At 71.2% G+C, this 23,719-nt stretch carries 22 protein-coding genes; 11 read left to right on the forward strand and 11 right to left on the reverse strand.

The genetic code is table 11. From position 1 onward, the window contains the following. Positions 1–858, reverse strand: a complete 858-nt coding sequence (locus BJ971_RS18125; protein ID WP_184994440.1) for a helix-turn-helix transcriptional regulator — start codon at positions 856–858, stop codon at positions 1–3. Positions 859–989: 131 nt separating this feature from the next. On the opposite strand from BJ971_RS18125, the gene BJ971_RS18130 reads away from it, so the two are divergent. Continuing rightward, positions 990–1,895, forward strand: coding sequence for an oxidoreductase (locus BJ971_RS18130; RefSeq protein WP_184994441.1), 906 nt, complete (start codon positions 990–992; stop codon positions 1,893–1,895). A gap of 24 nt (positions 1,896–1,919) precedes the next feature. Here the strand turns inward: BJ971_RS18130 and BJ971_RS18135 are convergent, their stop codons facing one another. Beyond that, positions 1,920–2,762 carry a hypothetical protein gene (locus BJ971_RS18135; protein ID WP_184994442.1) on the reverse strand — a complete coding sequence of 281 codons (843 nt, stop codon included), beginning with the start codon at positions 2,760–2,762 and terminating at the stop codon, positions 1,920–1,922. 34 nt (positions 2,763–2,796) lie between these two features. After that, positions 2,797–4,434, reverse strand: a complete 1,638-nt coding sequence (locus tag BJ971_RS18140) for a PAS domain-containing protein (protein ID WP_239087746.1) — start codon at positions 4,432–4,434, stop codon at positions 2,797–2,799. 149 nt (positions 4,435–4,583) lie between these two features. Between BJ971_RS18140 and BJ971_RS18145 the strand changes: the two genes are divergently transcribed. From BJ971_RS18145 to BJ971_RS18155, 3 genes are all read left to right on the forward strand, one after another. Further along, positions 4,584–6,110, forward strand: coding sequence for a histidine kinase N-terminal 7TM domain-containing diguanylate cyclase (locus BJ971_RS18145; protein ID WP_184994443.1), 1,527 nt, complete (start codon positions 4,584–4,586; stop codon positions 6,108–6,110). A gap of 133 nt (positions 6,111–6,243) precedes the next feature. Then, a complete protein-coding gene (locus tag BJ971_RS41385; RefSeq protein ID WP_239087745.1) occupies positions 6,244–6,546 on the forward strand; it encodes an SDR family NAD(P)-dependent oxidoreductase in 303 nt (100 codons plus the stop codon). A 225-nt stretch (positions 6,547–6,771) separates the two neighbouring features. Then, the gene (locus tag BJ971_RS18155) at positions 6,772–7,665 is read left to right on the forward strand and encodes a helix-turn-helix transcriptional regulator (protein WP_184994444.1); all 894 of its coding nucleotides are present in this window, start codon (positions 6,772–6,774) and stop codon (positions 7,663–7,665) included. On the opposite strand, the gene BJ971_RS18160 is transcribed toward BJ971_RS18155, so the two are convergent. Together BJ971_RS18160 and BJ971_RS18165 are read right to left on the reverse strand one after the other, a co-directional pair. Then, the gene (locus BJ971_RS18160) at positions 7,639–8,274 is read right to left on the reverse strand and encodes a hypothetical protein (protein WP_184994445.1); all 636 of its coding nucleotides are present in this window, start codon (positions 8,272–8,274) and stop codon (positions 7,639–7,641) included. The genes BJ971_RS18155 and BJ971_RS18160 overlap by 27 nt on opposite strands. A 136-nt stretch (positions 8,275–8,410) precedes the next feature. Then, positions 8,411–9,409, reverse strand: coding sequence for an NAD(P)-dependent alcohol dehydrogenase (locus tag BJ971_RS18165; protein ID WP_184994446.1), 999 nt, complete (start codon positions 9,407–9,409; stop codon positions 8,411–8,413). Between the two features lie 153 nt (positions 9,410–9,562). Between BJ971_RS18165 and BJ971_RS18170 the strand changes: the two genes are divergently transcribed. Next, positions 9,563–10,873, forward strand: a complete 1,311-nt coding sequence (locus tag BJ971_RS18170) for a hypothetical protein (RefSeq protein ID WP_239087744.1) — start codon at positions 9,563–9,565, stop codon at positions 10,871–10,873. Positions 10,874–10,884: 11 nt separating this feature from the next. Here the strand turns inward: BJ971_RS18170 and BJ971_RS41390 are convergent, their stop codons facing one another. Further along, positions 10,885–11,553 carry a helix-turn-helix domain-containing protein gene (locus BJ971_RS41390; RefSeq protein WP_260415066.1) on the reverse strand — a complete coding sequence of 223 codons (669 nt, stop codon included), beginning with the start codon at positions 11,551–11,553 and terminating at the stop codon, positions 10,885–10,887. On the opposite strand from BJ971_RS41390, the gene BJ971_RS18180 reads away from it, so the two are divergent. Together BJ971_RS18180 and BJ971_RS18185 are read left to right on the forward strand one after the other, a co-directional pair. Then, positions 11,530–11,979: an FAD-dependent monooxygenase gene (locus tag BJ971_RS18180; RefSeq protein ID WP_311772769.1), complete on the forward strand. Its 450-nt coding sequence runs from the start codon at positions 11,530–11,532 to the stop codon at positions 11,977–11,979. The two genes, BJ971_RS41390 and BJ971_RS18180, sit on opposite strands and share 24 nt — an antisense overlap. After that, entirely contained in the window at positions 11,976–12,686 is a 711-nt protein-coding gene (locus tag BJ971_RS18185) for a siderophore-interacting protein (RefSeq protein WP_184994447.1), read from the forward strand. The genes BJ971_RS18180 and BJ971_RS18185 overlap by 4 nt, the downstream gene beginning before the upstream one ends. A gap of 20 nt (positions 12,687–12,706) precedes the next feature. Here BJ971_RS18185 and BJ971_RS18190 read toward each other — a convergent pair whose 3' ends face one another. Genes BJ971_RS18190 through BJ971_RS41395 form a run of 3 tightly spaced genes read right to left on the reverse strand, consistent with a single transcriptional unit; the run spans position 12,707 to position 14,262 of the window. Next, entirely contained in the window at positions 12,707–12,967 is a 261-nt protein-coding gene (locus BJ971_RS18190; RefSeq protein WP_203709577.1) for a hypothetical protein, read from the reverse strand. Positions 12,968–13,007: 40 nt separating this feature from the next. Beyond that, a complete protein-coding gene (locus BJ971_RS18195) occupies positions 13,008–13,877 on the reverse strand; it encodes a helix-turn-helix domain-containing protein (protein ID WP_184994448.1) in 870 nt (289 codons plus the stop codon). Between the two features lie 31 nt (positions 13,878–13,908). After that, positions 13,909–14,262 (reverse strand): hypothetical protein, encoded by a 354-nt coding sequence (locus BJ971_RS41395; protein WP_239087742.1) that lies wholly within the window; start codon positions 14,260–14,262, stop codon positions 13,909–13,911. 135 nt (positions 14,263–14,397) lie between these two features. Here BJ971_RS41395 and BJ971_RS18205 point away from each other — a divergent pair, with 135 nt between their 5' ends. Next, positions 14,398–14,646, forward strand: coding sequence for a hypothetical protein (locus BJ971_RS18205; RefSeq protein ID WP_184994449.1), 249 nt, complete (start codon positions 14,398–14,400; stop codon positions 14,644–14,646). A gap of 74 nt (positions 14,647–14,720) precedes the next feature. Further along, the gene (locus BJ971_RS18210; protein WP_184994450.1) at positions 14,721–15,089 is read left to right on the forward strand and encodes a hypothetical protein; all 369 of its coding nucleotides are present in this window, start codon (positions 14,721–14,723) and stop codon (positions 15,087–15,089) included. A gap of 234 nt (positions 15,090–15,323) precedes the next feature. On the opposite strand, the gene BJ971_RS18215 is transcribed toward BJ971_RS18210, so the two are convergent. Both BJ971_RS18215 and BJ971_RS18220 read right to left on the reverse strand, forming a co-directional pair. Next, complete coding sequence (locus BJ971_RS18215; RefSeq protein ID WP_239087741.1) at positions 15,324–16,592, reverse strand: barstar family protein; 1,269 nt, start codon at positions 16,590–16,592, stop codon at positions 15,324–15,326. A 120-nt stretch (positions 16,593–16,712) separates the two neighbouring features. Then, on the reverse strand, positions 16,713–16,916 hold the full coding sequence (locus BJ971_RS18220; protein ID WP_184994451.1) for a hypothetical protein: 204 nt from the start codon (positions 16,914–16,916) through the stop codon (positions 16,713–16,715). 443 nt (positions 16,917–17,359) lie between these two features. Here BJ971_RS18220 and BJ971_RS18225 point away from each other — a divergent pair, with 443 nt between their 5' ends. Then, positions 17,360–22,351 carry a diguanylate cyclase domain-containing protein gene (locus tag BJ971_RS18225; RefSeq protein ID WP_184994452.1) on the forward strand — a complete coding sequence of 1,664 codons (4,992 nt, stop codon included), beginning with the start codon at positions 17,360–17,362 and terminating at the stop codon, positions 22,349–22,351. A 133-nt stretch (positions 22,352–22,484) separates the two neighbouring features. Next, on the forward strand, positions 22,485–23,585 hold the full coding sequence (locus tag BJ971_RS18230) for a methyl-accepting chemotaxis protein (protein ID WP_203709576.1): 1,101 nt from the start codon (positions 22,485–22,487) through the stop codon (positions 23,583–23,585). Positions 23,586–23,719: the final 134 nt, after the last annotated feature.

Consider the following 23,719-nt stretch of genomic DNA (forward strand, 5'->3'; position numbering starts at 1 on the left):
TCAGCTGATCAAGCGGGTCGCGTGCAACGACGCCAGGAGTCGCAGCCGGTCCGCGTCGGCGCTGCCCGGCTCGGCGGTGAAGACCAGCATGACCGGGCCGGGATTGCCGGGCAACGGATAGGTGTCCCAGTCCAGGACGACGTCGCCGACCTCGCGCACCCGGAAGGTCTTGGTGCCGCTGACCGACGCGCGTACGTCGTGCCGGGCCCACAGCCGCCGGAACTCGGCGCTGCGGATGCTCAGCTCACCGACGATCGCGGTGGCGCGCGGATGGGTCGGGTCTGTGGCGACGGCGGTGCGCATCATGCCGATGTAGTCCAGGGCCTGGCGCTCCCAGTCCGGGCAGCTACGCTCGCCGGTCAGCGTGTCGTCGAACATCAGCAGCAGCATGTTGAGCCGCTCGGGTGGGTGGTCGCCCGGGTCGCCGAGCAGCGCCTGCGCCATCGGGTTCCAGTCGAGCAGATCGAGGTGCCGGCCGAGCACGACCGCCGGGGTGTCCATCACCCGCAGCAGTCGCCGCGTGCTGTCGGGGACCTGTTCCGGCTCGCGGCCCATCCGGGCGGGCATCGGCCGTCGGGCGGCGTGGGCCAGGGTGAACAGGTGCCGGCGTTCGTCGTCGTCGAGGCCGAGCGCGGCGGCGAGCGCGTCCAGGACGTTGTCGGACGGGCGTACCTCCCGGCCCTGCTCCATCCGCTGGTAGTAGTCGGTGCTCAGCCCGGCGAGCAGGGCCAGTTCCTCACGTCGCAGGCCGGTGACCTTGCGCCGGCCGCCCGGCTCCAGGCCGACGTCGTGTGGGCGCAGCCGGCTGCGCCGGGCGCGCAGGAAGTCACCGAGCTCACGGGCGTACGGGTGGGTCATGCCGCAAGTGTGCCGCCTGGCCGGGGACCCGAGGTAGGTCCCACATTCCTAGGCAACCGGGTACGCCCGAACCGGCTCGCGTCGCTCCTAGCGTCGTCGGTCTACCGCACCGACACTCCCAGGAGCAGCTGATGACCGGATGGACCGCCGACCGCATCCCCGACCAGCGGGGCCGGGTCGCCGTCGTGACCGGCGCGAACTCGGGCCTCGGCCTGGTCACCGCCACCGAACTGGCCCGCCGCGGCGCCCGCGTCGTGCTCGCCGTCCGCAACACCGCGGCCGGCGAGGACGCCGCCCGCCGGATCGGCGGCGACGTCGAGGTGCGTGAGCTGGACCTGGCCTCGCTCGATTCGGTACGCGGGTTCGTGGCGAAGCTGGCCGTCGACCACCCGGCGATCGACGTGCTGGTCAACAACGCCGGCGTGGTGCTGCTCGGCCCGCGCCGCGTCTCCGCCGACGGTTTCGAGCTGCAACTCGCCACCAACATGCTGGGCCATTTCGCGCTGACCGGCCTGCTGCTGGCCAACCTGGCCGCGGCGCGGGAGTCCCGGGTGGTCAGTCTCAGTTCGATCACCCACAGGAACGCGCATCTCGATTTCGACGACCTCATGTTCGAGCGTGGCTACCGGGCGACGCGCGCCTACGGCCGGTCCAAGCTCGCCACCACGGTCTTCGGCATCGAACTGGACCGCCGCCTGCGCGCCGCCGGCTCGCCGATCGTCAGCGCGCTGGCCCACCCCGGCCTCACCCGCACCAACCTGACTCCCCGTGCCTGGGAGCACCGCGGCCGGCTCGGGCGGTGGATCGCGCGGGCCGGCCTGGCGGCCACCCAGCCGGTGGAGCAGGGCGCGTTGGCACAGTTGTGCGCCGCGACCGAGCCCGGTGTGCGGGGCGGCCAGTTCTTCGGCCCGTCCCGGCTGTGGGAAACGCGGGGCCGGGTCACCGAGGCCCGGATCAGCCGGGAGGCGGCCGATCCGGCCGTCGGCAGACGGCTCTGGGCGGTGGCCGAGGAACTGACCGGCGTCACCTACCTCTGACAGAGAGGTCACCGGTCGTGCGCCTCACCCCAGCAAGCCCGCGCTGTACGCCGCGGCGAAGCTGACAGCCACGGCAACGGCGCCGGCGAGCAGCGCCCACAGTCCGCAGCCCAGGCTGAATCGCCCGTCGCCGGCCAGCTCCGCCGCGGTCTCGGCCGGCTCCCGGCTCACGACCAGGTAGCGGCCCCGGCGGGGCATCGTCAGCCCCGGCACCCCGCCGTCCAGCACGGCCGGCTTCCCGATCACGTGCAGCGGCTGACCGGCCACGATGTACTCCTCGAGAACGCCCACCTCGTCGACTCGGCGGCGCGCGCCCGGCTTGACCAGGCCGCGTGCGATCGCCGCCCGCAGGTACGGCCCCGGCTCGTCCCGCTTCGCGGTCAGCTCGTCGACGGCGCGGCGGACCAGTTGCTCGCCCGGCCGGCCCTCCGGGATGCGCGTACGCCCCCAGAGCGGTGGATGTTCGTTGAACAGGAACGCCTCGAGGAAGCTGCCGGAGACCGCGGCCGTGCCGGTCGAGTCCGCTACGCCGAACGGCTCCCCGTACGTCTGCTCGAACAGCACGCGCAGCTCGCCCCGGTCCTCACCGAGGCTGCGCCGCGTGTAGACCATGGTGCGGCACCACACCGCGGGCGTACCGGCGAGCAGGGTGTGCACCGTCCCGGCCGGCCCCGGCGCCGTCAGCCCGAACACGGCGTACCGCTGCGGAAGCGGGACGCCCGGCCGCACGGCCGCGGCGGGGGAGACGGGATGCCGCCGGACCCACCGGGCGTCGCGCCGGTTCTTCACGGCGAGCCAGCCGAGGACGGGGGTCAGCATCAGCAGCCCCACCCCGACGCAGGCCGTGATCGCAACGACGAACGTCACTCCACCAGCGTAGGAGCCCCCCGCTATCCGGCGCTCAGTAGCGGAATTTGTGTCGAGCGCTGCGCCGGTTCACCCGGGCCGGCAACTCGTCCAGGTTGTCGCCATGGGGCGGCTGCTCGTTCGGCTCACGGCCCTGGGGAAAATTTCGCATCGTCACCACAAAGCCCTGGACCAGGCGGTCGTCGCGCAGGTCGCGGTAGGTGGCTTCGACCAGCGCCTGGCTGTCGTCGGCTCGTAACAGCGAGCAGTACACCACGCCGTCGCCGGAGCTGCGGAACACCTGACGCAGCTGGTGGCGGTCGTCCGGATGCACCAGATCGTCGAGTGTGGCCAGCGGCGGGAGGTCGTCGACGCCGAGCAGCTCTCGCAGCGAGGGACTGGCGTACCGGATGCGCTGGTCCTCGTCGATGACCACCATGATGTCCGCGCTGTTCCGGATCACCGCGCGCAGGTAGAGGTCACTGTCGCGGCGGCCGACCGCCTCCACCAGGGAGATGCGATCCAGCGCGAGCGCCGCCTGACCGGCCAGCACCTCGAGGGTGTCGCGGGTGGCGGTAAGGGTGTCCCGGCGACCCGCGAGGATCAGGGCGCCGCCGCTGGGCCGGGCGACGGCGAGCGGCTCCAGCCACAGCGGACAGACCAGCGTGGCGTAGTCGCGCTCGGCGTCCTCGATCCACCAGCTGCGGTGCGGTGGGCCGGCATCGAGGCCGGGCACCGCTTCGAGCGTGAGCTGACTGTCGTCGGTGGCGAAGTCGATGCCTCGGACAGCGTCCGGCGGCATGAGCTGGGCGATCGCGGCTCGGACGGCCTCGTCTACGGCCGACGTGTCGGCGGCGGCGACCAGGGCGGCGCTCGCCTGCCGCAATCCGCGCTCCCGCGTCAAGGCCCGGCGGTTCAGGGTCATCGAGTCGGTCAGCCGCGTGATGGTCAGGAGAAGTGTGATCGCTCCGGCCACGGCGATCACCACACCATCGCCGACCGTGCCGTGGACCGCCTCGACCAGCAGAACGACCGGCGGGGTGACGACGGAGATGCCCAGCAGCGCCGCCCAGCGCCTGCGCCACGGGCTCGGGCGCGGCGTCGCCGGCTCGGTGAGCCGCACCATCGACGGGTGCAGCGCGGCGGCGCCCCAGGCCAGATAGAGCACCACGAACCCGGACTCGCTCAGCCTGCCCGGCCACAGCGGCTGCACGATGTCACTGACCAGCACACCCACGGCACCGATGACCAGCAGCATTGCCGCGAGGTTCCGGCCGACGGCGACCAGCACGCGGGTGACGACCGCGAGCAGCAGCAGGGCTCCGATGACGTACGCCCCGGAGATGTCTCCGATCTGGCCCGCGTCGCCGATGACGGACACCCAGACCACCAGCAGCGTCGAGCACGCGAGTGCGAGCAGGTCGAGGAGCCGTGCCCGGTCGACGAGAATCGCGCCGCCGCGGGTCAGTTGCAACAGGCCGCCTGCGACCAGCACGAACATGGCGTAGAAGCAGACATCGGCCACCCGTGGCCGGTTCAACGCGGTCAGCACGTCGCCGGCGGCGCTCGCCACGATGGCGCCGGCGAGCAGCAGCCAGGCTCCGATCCGGGCAGGCCGGTGACGGCGGACCCCGTGGACGATGGCGGCCGCGCTACAGATTCCCAGCACAGCCCACTCGATGGCCCTCAGCACGCCCAACTAGTACCAGCGGCGTCGCAGTGTGTCCATGCCGGTATGTACGTAGCGCTACCAGCCTCGGCGACGTGATGTCCCAGGCGTCTGCTCAACTCGCCCTTCCCGGCGCCGACTTGTGCGGGTGTCAACTCCGGGAAGGGGTAACAATGCGGACGGCAATCGTCGCTCTGTACGCGGGAGCCGGCCTGATTGCCCTGGTGTACGCCGCATTGACGTACCGGCGGCGGTCCGGGACACCGCTGGCCCTTCCGCTCAGCCTCGTCATGGCCGGCGCGGCGGGATGGTCGCTGACCAGCGCCTGCGCCCTCGTGGCGCCGACGTTCGGGCCGGCGCTCGGCTTCCATTACGCGATCTTCCCCGGCGTGGCGATGGTCGTCGCGGGCTTCTTCTGGCACACCATGGTCGCCTCGGGGCACCGGCCGCCACGGCCCGCGCTGATACTGATCGAGCCTTTGCTCCTGGTGGCCGTCATCGCCACCGATCCGTGGCACCACACCTTCTACCGGAAGGTGGAGGCGGGCAGCTTCGGGGTCGTCGCGCAGCCCGGTCCGGGGTACTGGGTGCACGTCCTTTACGGCTACGTCCTGATGGCGGTCGGCACGGTGCTGGTGATCCGGGCGATGCGCCGGGCCGTCCGCGGCCAGCGGCGGACCTACCGGTGGTTCCTGGTCGGCGCGATCGCGCCGACGGCGGGCAACCTGGTGACGGTGTTCCTCGACGTGGACATGCGCGGTCTCGACCTGACGCCGGTGCTGTTCCTGGTCACCGGCGTCGTCTGGTGGTGGTCCGACCGCTCGGGGGTGACCTCCGAACGGGTGCCGGTCACCTATGCGCAGGTCATCTCGGCGCTCAGCGACGCGGTGATGGTGCTGGACCCCCACGGCCGGTTCCTCGACGTCAACCCGGCGGCAACCAAACTGCTCGCCGCCGTGAACCCGGCCGGCGGCGCCGTGATCGGCAAGCGGTGGCAGGAGGTCGCCGACCCGCACTTCACCGCCATGGTCGCCGACACGGGCCAGACCACCATCTCCGGCCCCTCGGGCGAGGTGTACGACTTCCGGGTCGTCAAGATCGAGGCCGCCGACGGCAGCAGCACCGGCACCGTCGTGGTGGCCCGGGACATCACGGAGCTGGAGCGGCTCCGCGCCGAGCTGACCGAGCAGGCCGTGCGCGACGGCCTTACCGGGGTGTACAACCGGCGGCAGCTGGACGCCGTGCTGGAGGCACAGGCCCACGCCGCCGCCGAGGGCCACCCGCTGTCGATCGTGATGATCGACGTGGACCACTTCAAGGCCGTCAACGACCGGTACGGGCACGCGATCGGCGACCAGGTACTCGTCCACCTGGCCCGGCAGCTGACCGGCTCGGTCCGGGAGTGCGACATGGTGGCCCGCTACGGCGGCGAGGAGTTCGTGGTCGTCCTGCCGGGTGTTCCCGCGCAGGCCGCGGCCGAGCGCGCCGACCTGTGGCGCCGGCAGTGCGCCGCCACCTCGGTCGAGACGCCGCTCGGCACGCTGCACGTCACGTTCAGCGCCGGCGTCGCGCAACTGACCGCCGGCGGCAGCCCCGACGACCTGCTCCGCCTCGCCGACGAGGCGTTGTACCGGGCCAAGCGGGCCGGCCGCAATCAAATCCTGGTCGCCGAACCCACGAGCACCTCTCAGCACTGGTAGTTGTCAGAGGTGGTGCCGGTCACCAGGCCGGTGTCCGCGACGGCGGTGACGCCAGGCTGGCTGGTCAGGGGCGGGGGAGTGCGCCCAGCAGGGCGGTGGTCAGGGTCAGCCTCAAGGCATCCCTCAGCTCCAGGTGGAAGCGGGCCAGTTCCAGTTCGGCCTGGTCGGCCGCCCGCAGGCTGGGCGGGGGCGTGCTGTACGCCGACAGCGCACCATCGCGGTGGCCGCGCACCCCGGCGTGTCCAACACCGAACTCGCCCGCAGCACCCCCGCGGCCCTGCGGCTCCCGCTCACCTGGCTCGCGCCGCTGATCACCCAGGCACCGGCGATGGGCGCCCTGCCGACCCTGCGCGCCGCCACCGACCCCGCCGCGCTCGGCGGCCAGTACTACGGCCCCAGCGGGCGCAACGAGATCAAGGGCCGCCCCGCCTGGTGACCTCCAGCCCGGATTCGTACGAGGTAGCCGTCCAGCAGCGGCTGTGGACCGTCTCCGAAACCCTCACCGGGGTGACGTTCCCCGTGGAGGCCGTCCCGCCTCTCTCGTCGCCCTCGGCGCGATAATGCGGTGACCTGCTCGTGCGCGGGAGGCGTGATCCGGGTGCGTGGGCCGCGTGCGGCGACTCTCGCGCGCCGGGGTGGGAACGGCTAAAGTACCGACGCTGTGACCGAACCGGCCCTGCGCCTGCTGGTGTCCCTCCTCCAGGCCCGCCCCGCCCGCCGCGCCGACCTGCCCGCCCTCGGCCTCGACGACGGCCCGCTCGACGAGCTGATCCGGGCCGGGTTCGTCACGCAGACGGGCGACCGGCTCAGCTACGACGAGCCAGCCGCGGTGCTCGCCCGGCAGGCGCACGCGACCGCCGGCCTGATCGCGGTGCTGCCCGACCTGACCCGGGAGTGGCAGAACCACCCGCGCACCACCGTCGGCGTCGAGCTCGTGCACGGCCACGAGGAGCAGTGGCGTGCCTGGGCCCGGCACGCCGCGCTGACCCCGCCGCGCGCCCCGATCAACCTCTACCCGTCGCTCGACATCCTGCGCGACGTCATCGCACCCAGCCTCGCCGACGTCGTCGGCCCGTACCCCGAGGGCATGCGGCACGCCCGCGCCGTGCTGCCCGCCGCGGCCGTGGTCACCGACGACGACCGGGCCGTGATCGACGTGCTGATCCGGACGGGCCTGCGCGTCCGGCTGGCCCGCCGGGTGGAGAGCTGGCTCTACTCCGACCCCGAGGTGCTGTGCGCGCTGCCGCTGACCTGGGGCGAGCACCCGCCGCCGAGCATCATGATCGTCCACGATCCGGCGATCCGGGCGCTCACCGCCGCGTACTGCGAGACGGTCTGGCAGGCCGCCGCGCAGTACCGGACGCCGAAGCCGGAGTTCCACGACGTGCTGCGACTGCTCGCGCTCGGCATGTCCGACCGGGCGATCGCCACCGCGCAGTGCACCTCGCAGCGCACCGTCGAGCGCAGGATCGCCGAGGCGATGGCCCACTACGACGTCGGCACCCGCTTCGAGCTCGGCATGGCCTGGTCAGCGGAACATGTAGATGAAGGGTGATCCCTGCGCCCGCAGATTGAGGACGCCGTCCACGCAGGTGTACGTCATCGGGACGTCACCCAGCGAGTCCGCCGGCATCGCGATCGGCGCGTTCGCCGAACGCCCGTTGATCGTGACCTTGTTGTCAATCTTGATGCCGCCGGTCCACGCACCCTGCGGGGTGAGCGCGTTCCCGTCGACCTGCCACCCGCCGGACGCGGCCCCGGTGTGCTTCTGAGTGACCCTCATGGTCAACCCGCCGCTCAGGTCCGCCGTGACCGTCGTGGTGATGCCGTCGGTGAAGGTCGCCTTGAGCGCCGGCGTCACCGTCAGGGTCTGATCGCCGGTCATGTGCACGCCGGTCACGTCGATCCCGCGCAGCAGGCCCTGCATCTGGGTCTCCAGGTCCGGCTTGGACACGTGCCACGGGCTGCCCTCGATCAGGCACCGCAACTCGGCCGAACCCGTCAGCTCCGGGCTCGGTGCCGCCTCCGGCGTCGCCTCGGTCCCACCGGCCGCCTCGGCCGCACCGGCTGCCTCGGGTCCTCCGGCCGCGGCCGGCTCATCGTTGCGGCATCCGCCCAGGGCCAGCATCGCCAGCCCCGCCAACACTACGATCGCTCGCTTCACAGCCGCAGAGCCTAAGGCCGCGGACCTGCCCGGCCGCGGGTTCGCGCGGCGGACCACCGACGTGGCGGGGATCCGCCGCCCCCTCGCCCTGTGCGCGCGGCGGAAGGTACTCGGATGGCCCTTTCGCCCGTACCCGTCAGCGTCCGGCCGGCTCGTCCGGCTCGCCGATGATGATCACGACCGCGCCCAGCCGCTGCTCGGTCTCGACCCGGCGGTGGGCGGCGACCGCCTGTGACATCGGGTAGGTCCGGTCGACGATCGATCGGATCTCCTGGGCTTCGATCATCTCGGTGATCGCCGCCAGTTCCTGTTTCGTCTCGGCGGCGAAGGCCACGGTGACGGTCTTGTCGGTGAGCCGGGTGGTCAGCGCCGAGCGGATCAGCACCGACAGACGCGGGTTCCCGTTGAGATAGCGCCCGCCCGGGTGCAGCATCCCGATGAGACGGCGGTACGGGCTACCGGGGACCATGTCGAGGATGACGTCGAACGTGCGGCCGGTGGTCGCGACATCCTCCGTGGTGTAGTCGATGAAGTCGTCTGCCCCGAGGCGCCGGACGAGTTCCTCCTTGATCGCTTGGTCGACCGCGGTGACCCGCGCGCCCATCGAGTGGGCGATCTGGACGGCATGAGCGCCGATGCTGCCGCCGGCCCCGTTGATCAGCACCTGGTCCCCGGGCTTGATGCTCGCGCGCCGCATGAAGTGCAGGGCGTTGAGCCCGCCGAGCGGGACGGCGGCGGCCTCGGCGAATGTCATGTTCCGTGGCTTCGGCGCGATGGTGGCGTCCTCGCCGACGACGAGATACTCGCCGTAGGCGCCCAGCCTCAGGCCGGCGGACCCGTACACCTGATCGCCCGGGGCGAAGGAGGTGACCCGAGCGCCCACCGACACGACCTCACCGGCGAAGTAGCCGCCCAGGACGCGGCGCCTCGGCCGCCGGATGCCGACCGCGATCCGCAGCGGCAGCCAGAACCACCTCACGGCGTACCGGAAGCTCCTGAGCTCGCAGTCGGACTTGGTCGCCTCGGCCGCCCGCACCCTGATCAGAACCTGCCGGTCGCCCGCGGCCGGCTCCGGCAGATCCGCCAGATGCAGGACGTCCGGCCCTCCGTAGCGGGTGTAGACGATGGCTTTCACAAAGTCATCGGATCTGCCGGTGGCCGTGCTGTCAACCGACGCGCCGTTGCACGGTTGGATCATGATGAATGGGTGAATCTGCGCCGTCCGCTCAGCTCGCGGGTGCTCTTGATGGTTTTCGCGGCGTTGATGGCTGGATCCGCCGTTTATCTGATGAGTTTGCAGTTCACCGCCATCGCCTCGGTGTCCGGGCGGCTCTACATCGGGGCGGTCTCGCTGGCCTTCCTGCTCATGGCGGCCGGCCTTCTCTGGTACGCCTCGGAGCGGTTTCAGGTCGGCGTCGACCGGGACGGCTGGACGGTACGGATCGGCCGGTACCGGCGTGACCTGCCATGGGCCGAGATCTCGGCGGTGGTGATCGAGAACCGGGTGACCCAGGGGCGGGGCCGCCGGGTGGTTCCCGCGCTCTACCTCGTGCCCGAACCGGGCGTCAGCCTGGACGCTCCGCGCGACCTGCGGGCCACCGTGGAGGGACGGCCGGCGGTGCGGCTGTTCGACCTGGAAGAACCGAAGATCGAGGAGAAGCAGTTCGTCCGCGACCTCGCGAGCCTGGCCGGTGACCGCCTGGAGGTCCGGGTCTACCGCCTCAGCCTGGTGCTGCTGAGCGAGGATGCCCGGGAACGGCTGAACGACGTTGCCAGGGAACGGCCGAACGGCTGGAGAACTCTCCCCGCGTTCCCGCCCGGCGCGGCGGGCATGCGGACGCAGCGCTGGCTGAACCGGCGGCGCTTTCCTTTGTTCGTCGGCTGGTACCTCTTCGCCGTCGTCCCCGCACTGTTGCTCACCGGCTTCGCGGCCCGGTCGCACGAGCTGCTCGGCGCCGCGGTCGCGGTGCTGGGCCTGCTGGCGGTCGTCTCCGCGTACGCCCGGTTCGTCACGCTGTTCAGCCGCGCCACCGACCTTGTCGTCGCCGAGTTGGCGATCTCCGGCACAGAGGTGTGGGCGATCGGCAACCGCGCCAACCGCGACGACATGCACGACGGCAAAGCCGTCGTGCACCCGCCGGGGGCGAAACGGGGCTACGGCAAGGCGTGGCTGCTCGGCTTCCCGCAGGCCGTGGCGCTGCTCGGCGATCCGCGGACCGGACGGCTTCGCGACCACGACCACCTGCGCGCCCTGTCGGCGGTGCTGCGCGAGTCACCACATGAGGCCGACCGGGCCGCCGCGCGGGACGTCGACAGCCTCGCCGTGCAGTCCCAGGCCGGCGACGCGACGGAGCCGGGCGGCGCCGGAAGCGCCCACCTGTGGATGTCGCTGACCAAGACCGGCCGCGTCCTGGCCTGGGCCGTCGTCGTTGGCTCCGTGTTTCTGGCCGGCGGCTGGATGCTGGAGAGCACCCGCTACCTGGGCGGCGCGGTGATCCTCCTCAGCGTGCTTCTGGCCACCGCGTGGGCGGCATACGCGCTCTACCGGATACTCGCGTTGCTCGGCGCGGTGTGGCAAGCGGTCCGGAAGAATCGCTGAGTTCTGGCGCGTCAGGCCCGTAGGTAGGTGCCCGGGGTCTGGCCGGTGACGCGGCGGAAAGCCGCGATGAAGGCGCCCGTCTTCCGGTACCCGACGCGTCGGGCCACCGAGTCGACGGTCGCTCCCGCGGCCAGCATCGAGATGGCGGCGCGCACTCGCACCTGGGTGCGCCAGCGGGCGAAGCTGAGACCGGTCTCGTTCTGGAAGAGCCGAGTCAGGGTTCGCAGACCGGCGTGTGTGTAGTCGGCCCACGCGCTGAGCTCGCGGGAGTCCGCGGGGTCGGTGATGAGCCGTTCGGCGATGACCCGGATGCGTGGGTCGGTCGGCATCGTGACGTGAATGTCGTACGGGCGCAGCGGGGTGAGCTGGCTGAACATGAGGGCCTCGGCGTGAAACCGGTCCGGATCCCGCGGGTCGCTCCGGTAGAGATACGTGATCAGCTCACGCAGCAGCGACCCGCCGGAGACGCCGGTGGGCCGCGACCAGGCGATCGGACAGGTCGCCGGGTCGAAGGTGATGGCGGATCCGGCCTGGGCGGCAGCGGCACGGCCCGCGCGTACCTGGGCTTCGAGAGCGAGGAACCGATCGAGTACGACCACCGCGACGAGAACGCCCAGAAGAAGCTGCTGGCCGAGCGGTCCGCCGGGCTGGGCTGGGTGGTCCCGCAGCTCCTCGACCATATGAGGGACAACGCTTCGGGGTTCCACTTCGACGCCCGCATCCAGGTGATCATGGAGCACTGGACGAGGGGACGGGTCGCACTGGTCGGCGATGCCGGCTACGCGGTGTCGCTCACCACCGGTCAAGGTGCGTCGATGGCGATGGTCGGCGCCTACGTCCTGGCCGGCGAGATCGCAGCCTCGGGTACGGACCTGGCGGCAGGCATCACCCGCTACGAGGACGAACTCCGTGAGTATGTGCTGCGCAACCAGGCGGCCGCGCGAAACCTCAACGATCAGAACCGGAGCGACGACGCTCAGCCCGGCCCCGGCGACTTCACCGACTTCGGAACCATGGTCCAGGATCTGTCCCTGAAGGACTATCCGCCGCCGGTCCGCCTCGCCTGTGCGGGCGCTCGAAACAGAACCTGGAGTGCGCAACGATGACCGGAATCGCCGAACGCCTGGCCGACCTTGCCAGCGGCGCAATGCTGGACAACGCCTACGTCACCGGGTGCAGCCGCCTCTCGCCCGAGTTCGTCCGGGTGGAGCTGACCGCCCAGGAGTTCCGGAAGGCGACGTGGGTTCCGGGAGCGAAACTTCAGTTCCGGCCGCGGCGCGGCTCGATGAGCCTGCGCACCTACACACCGACGAGCTGGGATGCCGCACGGGGCGTGACCGAGCTGATCGCGTACACGCACGGAACCGGCCCGGCGGCGCACTGGTTCGAGCGGGTGACGCCAGGCCGGACATGTGAGGTGTTCGGGCCACGCCGCTCGATCGACCTGCGCGAGGCCACCGGTCCGGTGCTCTTCATCGGCGACGAGTCCAGCGTGGCGCTCGCCTGCGCGCTGCGTACAGTCGCCAGTGACGTGGCGTATGTCTTCGAGGCCCGCGACCCTGCCGGGCTCACCGATGTGCTGGCCCAGTTGAGGATCACCGAACGAGTCGCCGTGGCCACGAAGTCCACCGACCGCGACGAGCTGCTCCGCCAGGCCCGCCACGGCGCCATGCGGGCGCCGTACACCCTACTCGTCACCGGCGACGCGGCGACGGTACACGCCGTCCGGCGAGACAGCCGGGGCTGGGAGCGAAAACCCCGCCAGATCAAGGGCAAGGCGTACTGGGCCGAGGGCCGCACGGGCCTCGACTGAACCGTCGCGGTGGCCTGTAGTCAGCCCTGATTGCGGATCTTGTCAGCGGCGGCGAGCAACACGTCGACGGGAATCTCAACGAGGTGTTCGCCGTCCGGCAGATCGACGCCGGCGGCGTTGCCGGTGAGCGCATAGCCCTGGACCACGACGCTGTGCGCGTCTCTCCGGTAGACGGCCGGGCAGGTACCGCCCGTGCACTGGCCGGCGAGAAATTCGAGAGGCGGGCGGCTGGTGACCGCGGCTGCCCCGGTGGTGGTGACGGGATCCTTGTGGGTCGTCATGAAACCAAGGTACGGACGGAGACCGGTCGGTAACAACTAGTCAGGCCGCCGAGCCCGGAAGCATCCGCACGTATCGCGCCTGATACTTGTCAAGCAGCCCACCGATCTGCGAGGTCGCGACCGAGGCGAGCGTGTCGAAGACCTTCTGATAGTGCCGGACGGTGCGGCGGTCCCGTGACAACAGGCTGGTGTTGAAGAGATCGACGAAGACCACCTTGTCGCCCATGATTTCGAAGCCGTGTGCGGGTGGAAGGGGCAGATCAGCGTCCTGCGGAATTATCCGGACGTCGACATTGGGCAGTGCGGAGACCTCGCGTAGCCGCCCGATCTGGGCGAGCATGTCGGCCGGGCCGCACACCCGATTGGCCAGCGCCGCCTCGATCATCAGAAAAGAGAACTTCCTGCGTGGTTCGTAGAGCACCTGACTGCGCTGGATACGGGCCGCTACGGCCTCGGAGACGGCGAGCGGCGAGGCGGCGGTGTTGTCGTCGTCCAGTTCGGTTCGATAGCCGGTCAGCAGCGCGCGTGCATATTCACTGGTCTGCAGCAATCCGACCACGACCGCGGGCTGAAACGTGCGGATCTCGCGAGTCGAGCCCTCGAGCTGTCGCAGGAACTGCTGACGCTCGGGCAGACCTGGCTCAGTGGAATGCCAGTCGACGAACCGGTCATACGGCCGGTCCGCCAAGGCGACCAGACGCTCGACCTCCTGGGGCGGCAGCTCGAGTGCCTCGGCGATGCTGCGGACGTCTTGCGGGTCGGGGTTGGAGACGCCGTTCTCAAGCCGGCTGATCTTCGCCTGACTCATGCCCACCCGGTCGCCGAGCAGCTGACCGGAGATCTTCTTCCGCTTGCGCCAGCGCGCCAGTTCATTGCCGACGGGCAGGTCGGGCGAGTCGCCGTCGGTCACGAGACTCGCCTCCCCTCGATGTGCGTCGTGGTCAGCCCACCGCCTTGAGCGCCTCGGCGAGCAACGCGGCGGGAATTTCCACCAGCTGCTCACCGGCGGGAACGTCGAGCCCGGCGGTCTCGGCGGGAACGGTGTATCCCTGAACGACATATGTGTCGCGGTCGGTCAGATAGACCGTTGGACAGCTGCCCCCGGTGCATAGCTGCTTGATGATCTTCAGCTGGGGTGCCGCGTCCGAGTCCTGAACGACCGTTAAAGGTAGATTTGTCACCTCGGCACTATACGACTCTATGCGGGTGCGTGCATAGAACACGCGAAACACAAATGTAGACCAGATGCAGGCCGAGTGGGCGCGACTCTCCTCAAGCGTGGGGAACTTTTTCATGTCCTTGGATCGTCCTTGCCAGATGCTGCATAGCCATGGATATTCATAGATAGGGTCACGAAGAGATGACGGAACTCTCCCGACGATGAGGTCTGGCCCTCGGTGGTGCCGTGCGACCTGACTCGGAGGTCGATCATGTTCTCTTCCGTTCCCACCTCGTCGGCGAACAACCCCCTCGACGCGATGCGCGACGTTCCGACCGCCGTGTATCTGCTGCTAGCCGCCCTGGCTCTGCTGAGTGCCCTGCGGATGATGGGTGATCTGCGCCGGGCCTTCCCGCCGTTCTGGGCCCTGGTCCACGCGGTCGCCGCGACGGCTGTGGTCACCGCGGCCGTCGTGCTCGCACTCGTTCTGGTGGTCGCCGCGGCGGTCAGCGCCCCCTGAGTGGGTCGCCCTCTCCGAGCCGCCCGGCGCGAGCCGGGCGGAACCTCATCCCCGTTTCGGACAGGAGAACGTCGATGACCATCACCGTGCTGGCCGGGATCGTCGCTCTGCTGGTGTTCCTGTTCCTCATCAGCGAGATCGTGTCGGCCGTCCTTCCCCTGCTCATCGTGCTGACCTGCGTTCCCGACCGGGAGCGGGAAGCTCTGGCCGAGGTGCTGGCGGCCCTCGACTCATCGCACCGGCTGCGGCTGTGGCCGGCCCTGCGACTCGCCGTGGCGCTGCGGCGGCAGGAGCGCCGCCTGGCTCGCGCCGCCCGCGACCCACAGTGGAACCCGTACGCCCACCTCAACGAGCACTTCGCCGACATGCCGGGCGACGCGCCGCTGAACCCGCCGTACGACCACGCCGAACCGGTCAGCCCGCCGGCACACACAGGCGAGTGACCGGCGCCGGACCGCAGCGCTCGGCGTGCCGCCCGCGCGGCGTGCGGCGGCACGTGCCGCTCACGGGCGCTGAAGCCATGAATCGGATCTTCGCCAGCGTCGGACTCGCGAGCTCTGTCAGCGGCTATGAGCGGGCCCCCGATCATGGAGGATCGGTGGACTGGCGGCTCCACCGCCTGATTCCGGTCCTTCGTCGGGTTCGACCGGCTGACGTAGTCGCAGTCGGCTCACGACTCAGCGCAAGTCGATCTTCACATGGTGCGCCTCGAGCATGTCCAGCAGGTAATCCAAGGTGATCGCCGGACCCAGCCGACGCGGGTCGTAGCCGGCGACGAGGTGCTCGCGGGCGACGGCCGAGTCGTGCCACACCAGCCGAAACGGTGCCACCGCGCCGAACCTCCCGGCGAGACAGTCGTCGAGCGCGTCGAGGTTCCAGCCGAAGTATCCTCCCGGGCCGTTGATCGCTTCGCCGATCGCGCAGTAGAACCCTTCGATGTCGGTTACGGACAGGCCGTCGAGGTCGTACGTGGTGCCGGCCGGCCGGTCGGGCGCATCGGACCGATGGGCGAGCGCCACTCCGGCCCAGTGGTGGCGCAGCTCTCGGTCGTAGCCGGCCCACAAGTTCTTCTCGCCGGGCCGTCCGGTGTACCAATGCTCCAGGATGCCGACGATCCCCAGCGGCAGCGGTTCCCGCGGGTCGCTGTCGATGGTCACGTCGAGGAGTCCGGCACCGAGCCGCGACGGCTCGCCCGCATCGACCGTTCCGGACACCACGGCGTCGATCACCTGGCTGACCGAACCATCCGCGGCCACCACGTACACCTCGGCGCGGATCCGGCGGCGACGCTGGGCGGCCTTGGTCGACTGCCCGACCGCGCCGAGCGCGGTCAGCAATGGCGCTTCCGGTCGGCAACCGAGCAGCCGAACCTGCGGCACCGGCGGTGCGGCCTGCTCACGGAACACGCCGGTGACGTTCCGGCACGTGCCGTATCGCACCTCGTTTCGGCCCAGAAGGACGAACTCGTTGACGTCGCCGGGACGTACCACCGCGTCCGTGCGGTCGTAGACGTGGACGAAACCGTCGAGATCGATGTCCACGGCTTCCGGCATCGTGGTGTTCGGCCGTTGAGCGAGCACGACGACGTCGCCGAGGTCCTCGCCCCACCAGGACGGCGGCGAGTGTGGCGGAGGCGCCATTATCGAGATGTCACCCAGCCAGGCCCGTTCGGTGCCGAGTGCCTCGGCGGGCAGCCGATCGAGCAGGTCGGCAAGCGCACTGTCCGGGGTGCAGCCGACAAGCGTGAACCGCTCCCGCAGCCGAGGCGGCAGGTCGACGAACAGTCCTTGGATCTCCGCGCACAGCGCCAGCGGGATGTCGTCCTCGTAGGAGCCCTCGAAGCCGACGTCGCCAAGGAGCAGCCAGCGCGGGCCGATCGGATGCTCCCAGGTCCACCGCCGCTGCCCCGGCGGACGGTCAGCCTCGGGACCCGCGCTCGTCGTCACCCCGCGACCCTACCGGCCGGAGATGCTACGACCGGGGGCGTGTTCGTGGGCGGCTCTCTCGGCTTCGTTGGGGCGGCGAAGGATGCCCTCGGCGGAGAACCGATGCTCTCACCAATCGCGTCAAAGGTCGGCGATGCCCCCGTCGTCGGCGAACGACGCCACCGCGTTCAGTAACTTGTCCAGGAGATCGTCGAGATTTTCGGCGACCACCGTGACACCGAACATGTCAGGCAACGCCCGCGCCGTAGCCGCCTCGATCGCCGCTCTCCACGTGGTCAGCCGCCGCTCGTCGAACACGGCAGCCGCTGCCTGCAGCTCCACCATTCGAAGTCTCCTATGCGGCACTCGGTCGAGCTGAGGCCCCTTGCACATCGAAATCTGCCATCGCTTATCAGCCACTGTGCGTATCACGCTGCGACGAACGCTCCACCGGTGACTCCTGGCGCTGAAGTGACTCATGCTGCCGCGAGGCGGCTGGACAGAGGGGCTGGGAGGAGGCCGCGCTGGTGACCACTCGCGCGCAGGCGGACATCGTCACTCCCTGGAACTGCGCGCCGCGCTTGGCGAGCAGCCGGCCGCCCGTCGTGCGGAAGGCGTCAAGGGTGGCGGGTGGGGAATCCGTCGGCCGAAGATCGGCCCGGATGACCGGGGAACCCTCAGTTTGGGCCGGTCGCGACCGACCGGAACCGGGAGGACCGTGTATTCCGATAGTGGCATCGGCGGGGCGGGACGTGTCGGAGAGCGTCGGTAAACGGGAGCGAAGCATCATGTCAGTGGTAGCGCCCCTCGGGGGTTCGCCCCGGGCGGGCCGGTACCCGGCCGGCGTGCTGTACGACAGCGACCGAACCCGGGTCACCAGAACGCCGACGCCGGACGGCGGTACGGTCGTCCGTAAGGAGTCGCTCGGGGCGAACGCGGCGGCGCGGGCGGGCCACGAGCGGACGATCCTGTCTCGGCTGGCCGGCGTTGATGGCGTGCGCCAGCTCGCGGGCGACGATGCGTCCGCCGACGGACACGTGTTGACCCTCGTCGACGTACCTGGCCGGACGCTGGCGGAGTTGCCGCCGACCGAGCGGATGGGTAACGCCGACCTGCCGACGTTCGCGCTGGCGCTCGCGCGCATCCTCGTCTCGGTGCACCGGGCCGCGGTGGTGCACCGCGACATCAACCCCGGCAACGTTGTGCTGGACGACGAAGGCCGGCCGGTCTTGATCGACTTCGACCTGGCGACCACGTTCGCCGAGGTTCGTCCTGCCTTCACCCACCACCGCGAGATCGTCGGCCGGCTGCCGTACCTGGCGCCGGAGCAGACCGGGCGGACCGGGCTGCCCGTCGACTCCCGCGCCGACCTGTACGGGCTCGGGGCGACCATGTACGAGTTGGCCGTCGGGCAGCCCCCGTTCGGCGACGGCGACCCGCTGCAGCTGGTTCGCGACATCCTCGCCTGCCCGCCGCGGCCGCTGGCGGAGGTCGTGCCAGGCGTGTCCCGGGGCTTGTCCGACATCGTGGCCCGGCTGCTGGAGAAGGAACCGGCACGGCGGTACCAGAGCGCCGAAGGGCTGGTGCACGATCTGACCCGGCTGATCGCCGCGCCGCAGGCGTCCCTGCGGCTGGGGGAACAAGACTTCCCGAGCCGGCTGTCGCCGCCGTCGACGGTGGTGGGGCGTGACGCCGAGACCGCCGCGCTGCGGTCGGCGTTCGACCGGGCGGTCCACGGCCGTGCGGCCGGCCTGCTGATCACCGGCGCGCCCGGAGTGGGTAAGTCGGCCCTGATCTCCCAGCTCCGGCCCATGGTCACCGCGTACGGGGGCTGGTTCGCCACCGGCAAGGCCGACCCGTACCGCCACGACACCGCGTCGGGGGTCGTCACGCAGGCGCTGCTGGGCATCGGCCGGCTGCTGCTGGCCGAACCGGAGGAGGAACTGGCGAAGCAGCGCGAGCGGATCCTCGCGGCGCTCGGACCCAACGCCGGCCTCATCGCCGTGGCCGCGCCGGAGTTCGCCTCGCTGCTGGGTCACCACGAGGTGGTCGGGGCGGACGACCCGGTGGAGCAGCAGGCGCGGCTCGGGCAGGCGGCGCTCGCCCTGCTGCGCGTGACCGCGTCGCCGCAGCGGCCGCTGGTGATCGTCCTCGATGACCTGCAGTGGGCCAGCCCGTCGGCGCTCGGCATCGTCGATGCCATCCAGACCAACGGTCAACTCCCCGGGCTGCTACTGGTCGGGGTGTACCGCGAGCGGGAGGTCGACGCGGCGCACCCGCTCACCGCGCTGTTCGACCGGTGGCAGCGGCTGGGCACCGCGCCCGGGCGGCTGCGCCTGGACAACCTCGGCCCGGCCGACCTGGGTGCCCTCGTCGGACAGATGCTGCGACTGCCCGCCGCCCCCGCGACCGAACTCGCCGGCGTGCTGAGCGAGCGGACCGGCGGCAACCCCTACGACACGGTGGAGCTGATCAACGCGCTGCGCGCGGACGGCACCCTGGAACTGGGTGCGGCGGGGTGGCGCTGGGACTCCTCGGCGATCCGTCGCCATGTCGGATCGGGCGACGTCGTCGACCTGCTCACCGAGCGTATCGGCCGGTTGGCCGAGGACGACCGCGAGCTGTTGCGGGTAATGGCCTGCCTCGGCGGTGAGGTGCGGCTCGACCTGCTCGCCCGCGCCGGCGGGTACCGCGAGCAGACCGCCCGCGAGCACCTGGCCGCCGCCTTGGAGGACGCGCTGCTGGTCATGGACGACGGCGGTGGCGGCACGTCCGCGCTGCGCTTCCGTCACGACCGGGTACACGAGGCGGCCCGCCTCGACCTCGACCCGGCCGACCTGCCCGCCACCCACCTCGCGATCGCCCGCCGCCTGGCCAGGGAGGACGCCTTCCGCGCCGTGGCCGCCGAACAGTACCTCGCCGCCGGGCCACTGTTGCGCGACGTCGAACCGGCGGAACGGCGTACCGCGGCGGAGCTGTTCGGCGCGGCCGCCGCGGCCGCGCGGATGATCAGCAACCACGCCACCGCCGAGCGCTATCTCACCGCGGCACTCGCGCTCTGGGCGACCCTCGGCGCCGCCGACGACGACCCCGTGCCGATCGGGTGGGAGACGCAGCGGCACGCCGCCCTCTACAGCCTCGGCCGGCTGGGCGACGCCGACGAGGTGTATCACTCGCTGGAGGGCACCGCGCCCGAGCCACTCGCGCTGGTGGAGGCGGCCTGCAACCAGATCTCCAGCCTGAGTAACCGGTACCGGCACGCCGACGCGATCGCCCTCGGCTTCGCCCTGCTCGACCGGCTCGGCTACCCCCATCCGGGCCAGGACGCCGCGGCCGAGGTGCGGCACCGCATGGACGCGATGTACCGGTGGATCGAGACCGCCTCGGTGACCGACGACCTGGCCCGCCCGGAGCCGACCGACCCCCGAGCGCTCGCCGCGGCGCGCGTGCTGCAACGACTCACCCCCGCGGCGTTCTTCGGCTTCCTCGCCGACCCGACCGCCCTGCCCTGGGCGGTCACCGAGGCACACCGACTGTGGACCCGGCACGGCGCCTGCGCCGCACTCGTACCCACCGTCGCCAGCGCCGGCTTCGCCACCATCATGACCGGCGGGAAGCACGGCGTCGCCGAACGCCTCGTCCAGCACGCCCTCGCCGTGGGCACCGCGCGCGGCTACGAGACCGAGACCGCCCACGCCAGGTACGTGCACGCCGCCGGCGCCCTGCACTGGTTCCAGCCGCTCGAGGACGAGGTGCAGCAGGCCCGCTCGGCCCGTGAGGGCCTGCTGCGCGGCGGCGACCTGCACTCGGTGTGCCTCGCCTACTGGCCGTCGCTGTTCGCACTGGTCGACACCGGGCCGACCCTCGACCACCTCGACGCCGAGGCGAACGCCGCCCTCACCTTCGCCGCCCGCACCGGCAACGACAACGCCGCCGCCATCCAGATCCTCTACCGGCAGTTCGTGCGCGCCCTGCGCGGCGAGACCGGCACGCCCGGCGGATTCAGCGACGACACGTTCGACGAACACCGGCACCTCGAGGTCAACAAGCGGGTTGCGCTGCACTACTTCACCTACCGGGCGCTGTCCGCCGTCATCTTCGACGACGTCGAGGTCCTGGTTCGCCACACCGAACAGGCAGTGCGACTGGCCCCGATGCTGCAAGCCTGCTACCCGTACGCCCTGACGCAACTGCTGCAGGCGCTGGCGCTGGCCCGGCGGTTGCGTGACGCCGAACCCGAGCAGCGACCCGCCCTGCTGGCGGCCCTGGACGACTGCCGGGACTTCCTGGCCGAACGCGCCGTGGACGCGCCCGAGAACTTCCGCCACCTGGAGCGGCTGGTAGCGGCCGAACGGGCCTGGGCGGTCGACGACTTCCGCGCCGCGGCAACCGCGTTCGACGCTGCCCTGCGCGACGTCGAGCCGCGTCAACGGCCGTGGCACCGGGCGTTGATCGCCGAGCGGGCCGGCCTGTTCCACCTGGAGCACGGGCTGCCGCGCGCCGGCCGCGGCCTGCTGGCTGAGGCCCGCGAGCACTACCGGAGCTGGGGCGCAGCGGGCAAGGTCCGCCAGCTCGAGCGTGCCCACCCCGGCCTACCCGCCGCGTCGTCCGCGCCGGCCCGCCCGGCGTCCGGCCGCAGCGTCCGCGCCGACGACATCGATCTGCTGGCCGTCCTGCGTGCGTCGCAGGCGCTGAGCTCGGAGACCGACCTCGACCGGCTGCAGGCCAGCGTCGTGGAGCAGGTGGGCGCCCTCGCCGGGGCCACCGATATCCGGCTCGCCCTGTTCGACACCGACGCGGGCGGCTGGGTGCTGCCCGACCCGGACCGGCCCGGGGACCCCCCGGTGCCCGTCTCGACGCCGGGAACCGAACGACTGGTGCCGCTGCGGGCGCTGCACTACGTCGAGCGCACCCACGAGCCGCTCCTCGTCGCCGACACCGCCGCCGACGACCGATTCGCCAATGACCCGTACCTGGCGGACGTGCCGGGCCGTTCGCTGCTCGTCGTACCCGTCCTGCAGCAGGGCGCGCTGCGGGCGGGGCTGGTGTTGGAGAACCGGCTCAGCGTCGACGCCTTCACCACCGACCGGCTCGATGCCGTCACGCTGCTCGCCGCGCAACTCGCCGTCTCCCTCGACAACGCCCTGTTGTACCGGCGGCTGGAGGCCAGGGTCGCCGAGCGCACCAGCGCCCTGCAGGACGCCAACGAGCAGCTCGCGGCGCTGAGCCTGACCGACCCGCTGACCGGGCTGGCCAACCGACGCCGCTTCGACGACGCCCTCGAGGCCACCTGGACGCGGGCACGCCAGGCCGGCACGACGGTCGCGCTTGCCATGATCGATATCGACCACTTCAAGGGGTACAACGACGCCTACGGCCACCAGGCCGGCGACGAGTGCCTGCGCCGGGTCGCCGCGGAGCTCGCCGAAATCGTCCGTCAGGGCACCGACATCGTCTGCCGTTACGGCGGCGAGGAGTTCGCGATCGTCTTCACCGGCGCGGACCAGACCCGAGCCGCCGCCGTCGCCGAACGGGCCCGGGCCGCAGTAGAGGCGCTCGCGCTGCCGCACGAGCACACCGAGGCCAAGGTAGTCACGCTCAGCGTCGGCGTCGCGACACACGTACCGGCCGGCAGCGCGCCGGCGGACGGCCTCATCGCGGCCGCGGACGCAGCGCTTTACCGCGCCAAGGAGCAGGGCCGAAACCGACTGTGCGTGGCCGAGCCGGCCGCGCACACCCCGGCCCACCCGCCGCGCCGCCCGCCGGGCGTCCGGCGGTAGCGTCCGCGCCGACGAATCTCGGTAACCGACCTCTACCTGCCCGGTGCGAACGAGAACTCAGCAGGCGGGATTCCTCAGCAGTGACCCGGCCCTGTCGATCGACTTACTCGATTGATACGAGACGGGAGCCGCTGTGGCACGGTTGGGATTTTTCGGCAAGGCCGAGTCGGTGCACCCGTTGGTGGACACCGCCGAGGCGCTGCGGGTCGTGATGGCGGCTCTCCCGGTCGTGATCATCGTGGTGGACGACCAGGGCGATGTCGTCTGGCGTAACGAGGCCGGCACTGCCATGGTCGCTCGGGTCGTCGCCGAGCGGGGACCGGCCGCGCTGCAGGCGCTGCGGGACACGTTCAAGGAGATCGCTGCCACCGTCACGGAGTACCCGTACACCCTGGCCCGCAAGGTCGAAGGCGGAGAGGGAGGCAACGAGGTCTACGCCGAGACCGTCATCAACCGCATCCCCGGCGGCGGGTTCGTCGCGACCTGGGCGGATGTGACCGCCCGGGTGGCCTCCACGGAGGTCGCGGGTGAGCTGGCCGCGGACCTCGACTCGGCGGTGCACTCGCTCAACGGCCTCGGCGACGAGCTGGCGAGCACCGCCAGCGACGCCGCCGACCAGGCCCAGCTGATCTCGCGGGGCTCGGCCGAGATGACCGCGAGCATCAGTGAGATCTCCGACCGGGTCGTCGCCGCGTCCGCGGACACCGGCGCGGCCGTGGCCTCGGCCCGGGACGCGGCGCAGACGATGGTCCGGCTGCAGGAGTCCAGCCGGCAGATCAGCGAGGTCACCAAGCTGATCACCTCCATCGCCGACCAGACCAAGCTGCTGGCGCTCAACGCGACCATCGAGGCGGCCCGGGCCGGGGAGAGCGGCAAGGGCTTCGCCGTCGTCGCCGGCGAGGTCAAGGACCTCGCGGCGCGCACCGCCGAGGCGACTCAGCAGATCATCGCGATGGCGGAAGCCATCCAGGGCGAGAGCTCACAGGTCGACGGCGCGATCGCCGGGATCGTGGAGCTGATCGACCGGGTGGCCGAGCAGCAGATTCTGATCGCCGGCGCGGTGGAGGAGCAGACCGTCACCACCGCGCAGATGTCCGGTGGGGTGCGCTCTGTCGCGGACTCGGTGCAGGCGTCCGCGCAGGCGGCCGAGACCGTCCGTACGGCGGCGGCGGGCATCAGCGATCAGGTCGAGCGGCTCAACGAACTCATCGTCATCCAGCGCCAGCGCCGCTGACCGCCAATCCCGGAGCGACCGGCGAGGCCTGCCCGCGTTGCGGCGATGCTGACCGTGAGGCACGCCAGAACGAACGGTGCGGTGTTCAGCCGTAGTGCCCCCGGGCGGGACTATGCCGCTTGGTGCCCCGGGTG

Source organism: Amorphoplanes digitatis (assembly GCF_014205335.1).
GTDB lineage: Bacteria > Actinomycetota > Actinomycetes > Mycobacteriales > Micromonosporaceae > Actinoplanes > Actinoplanes digitatus.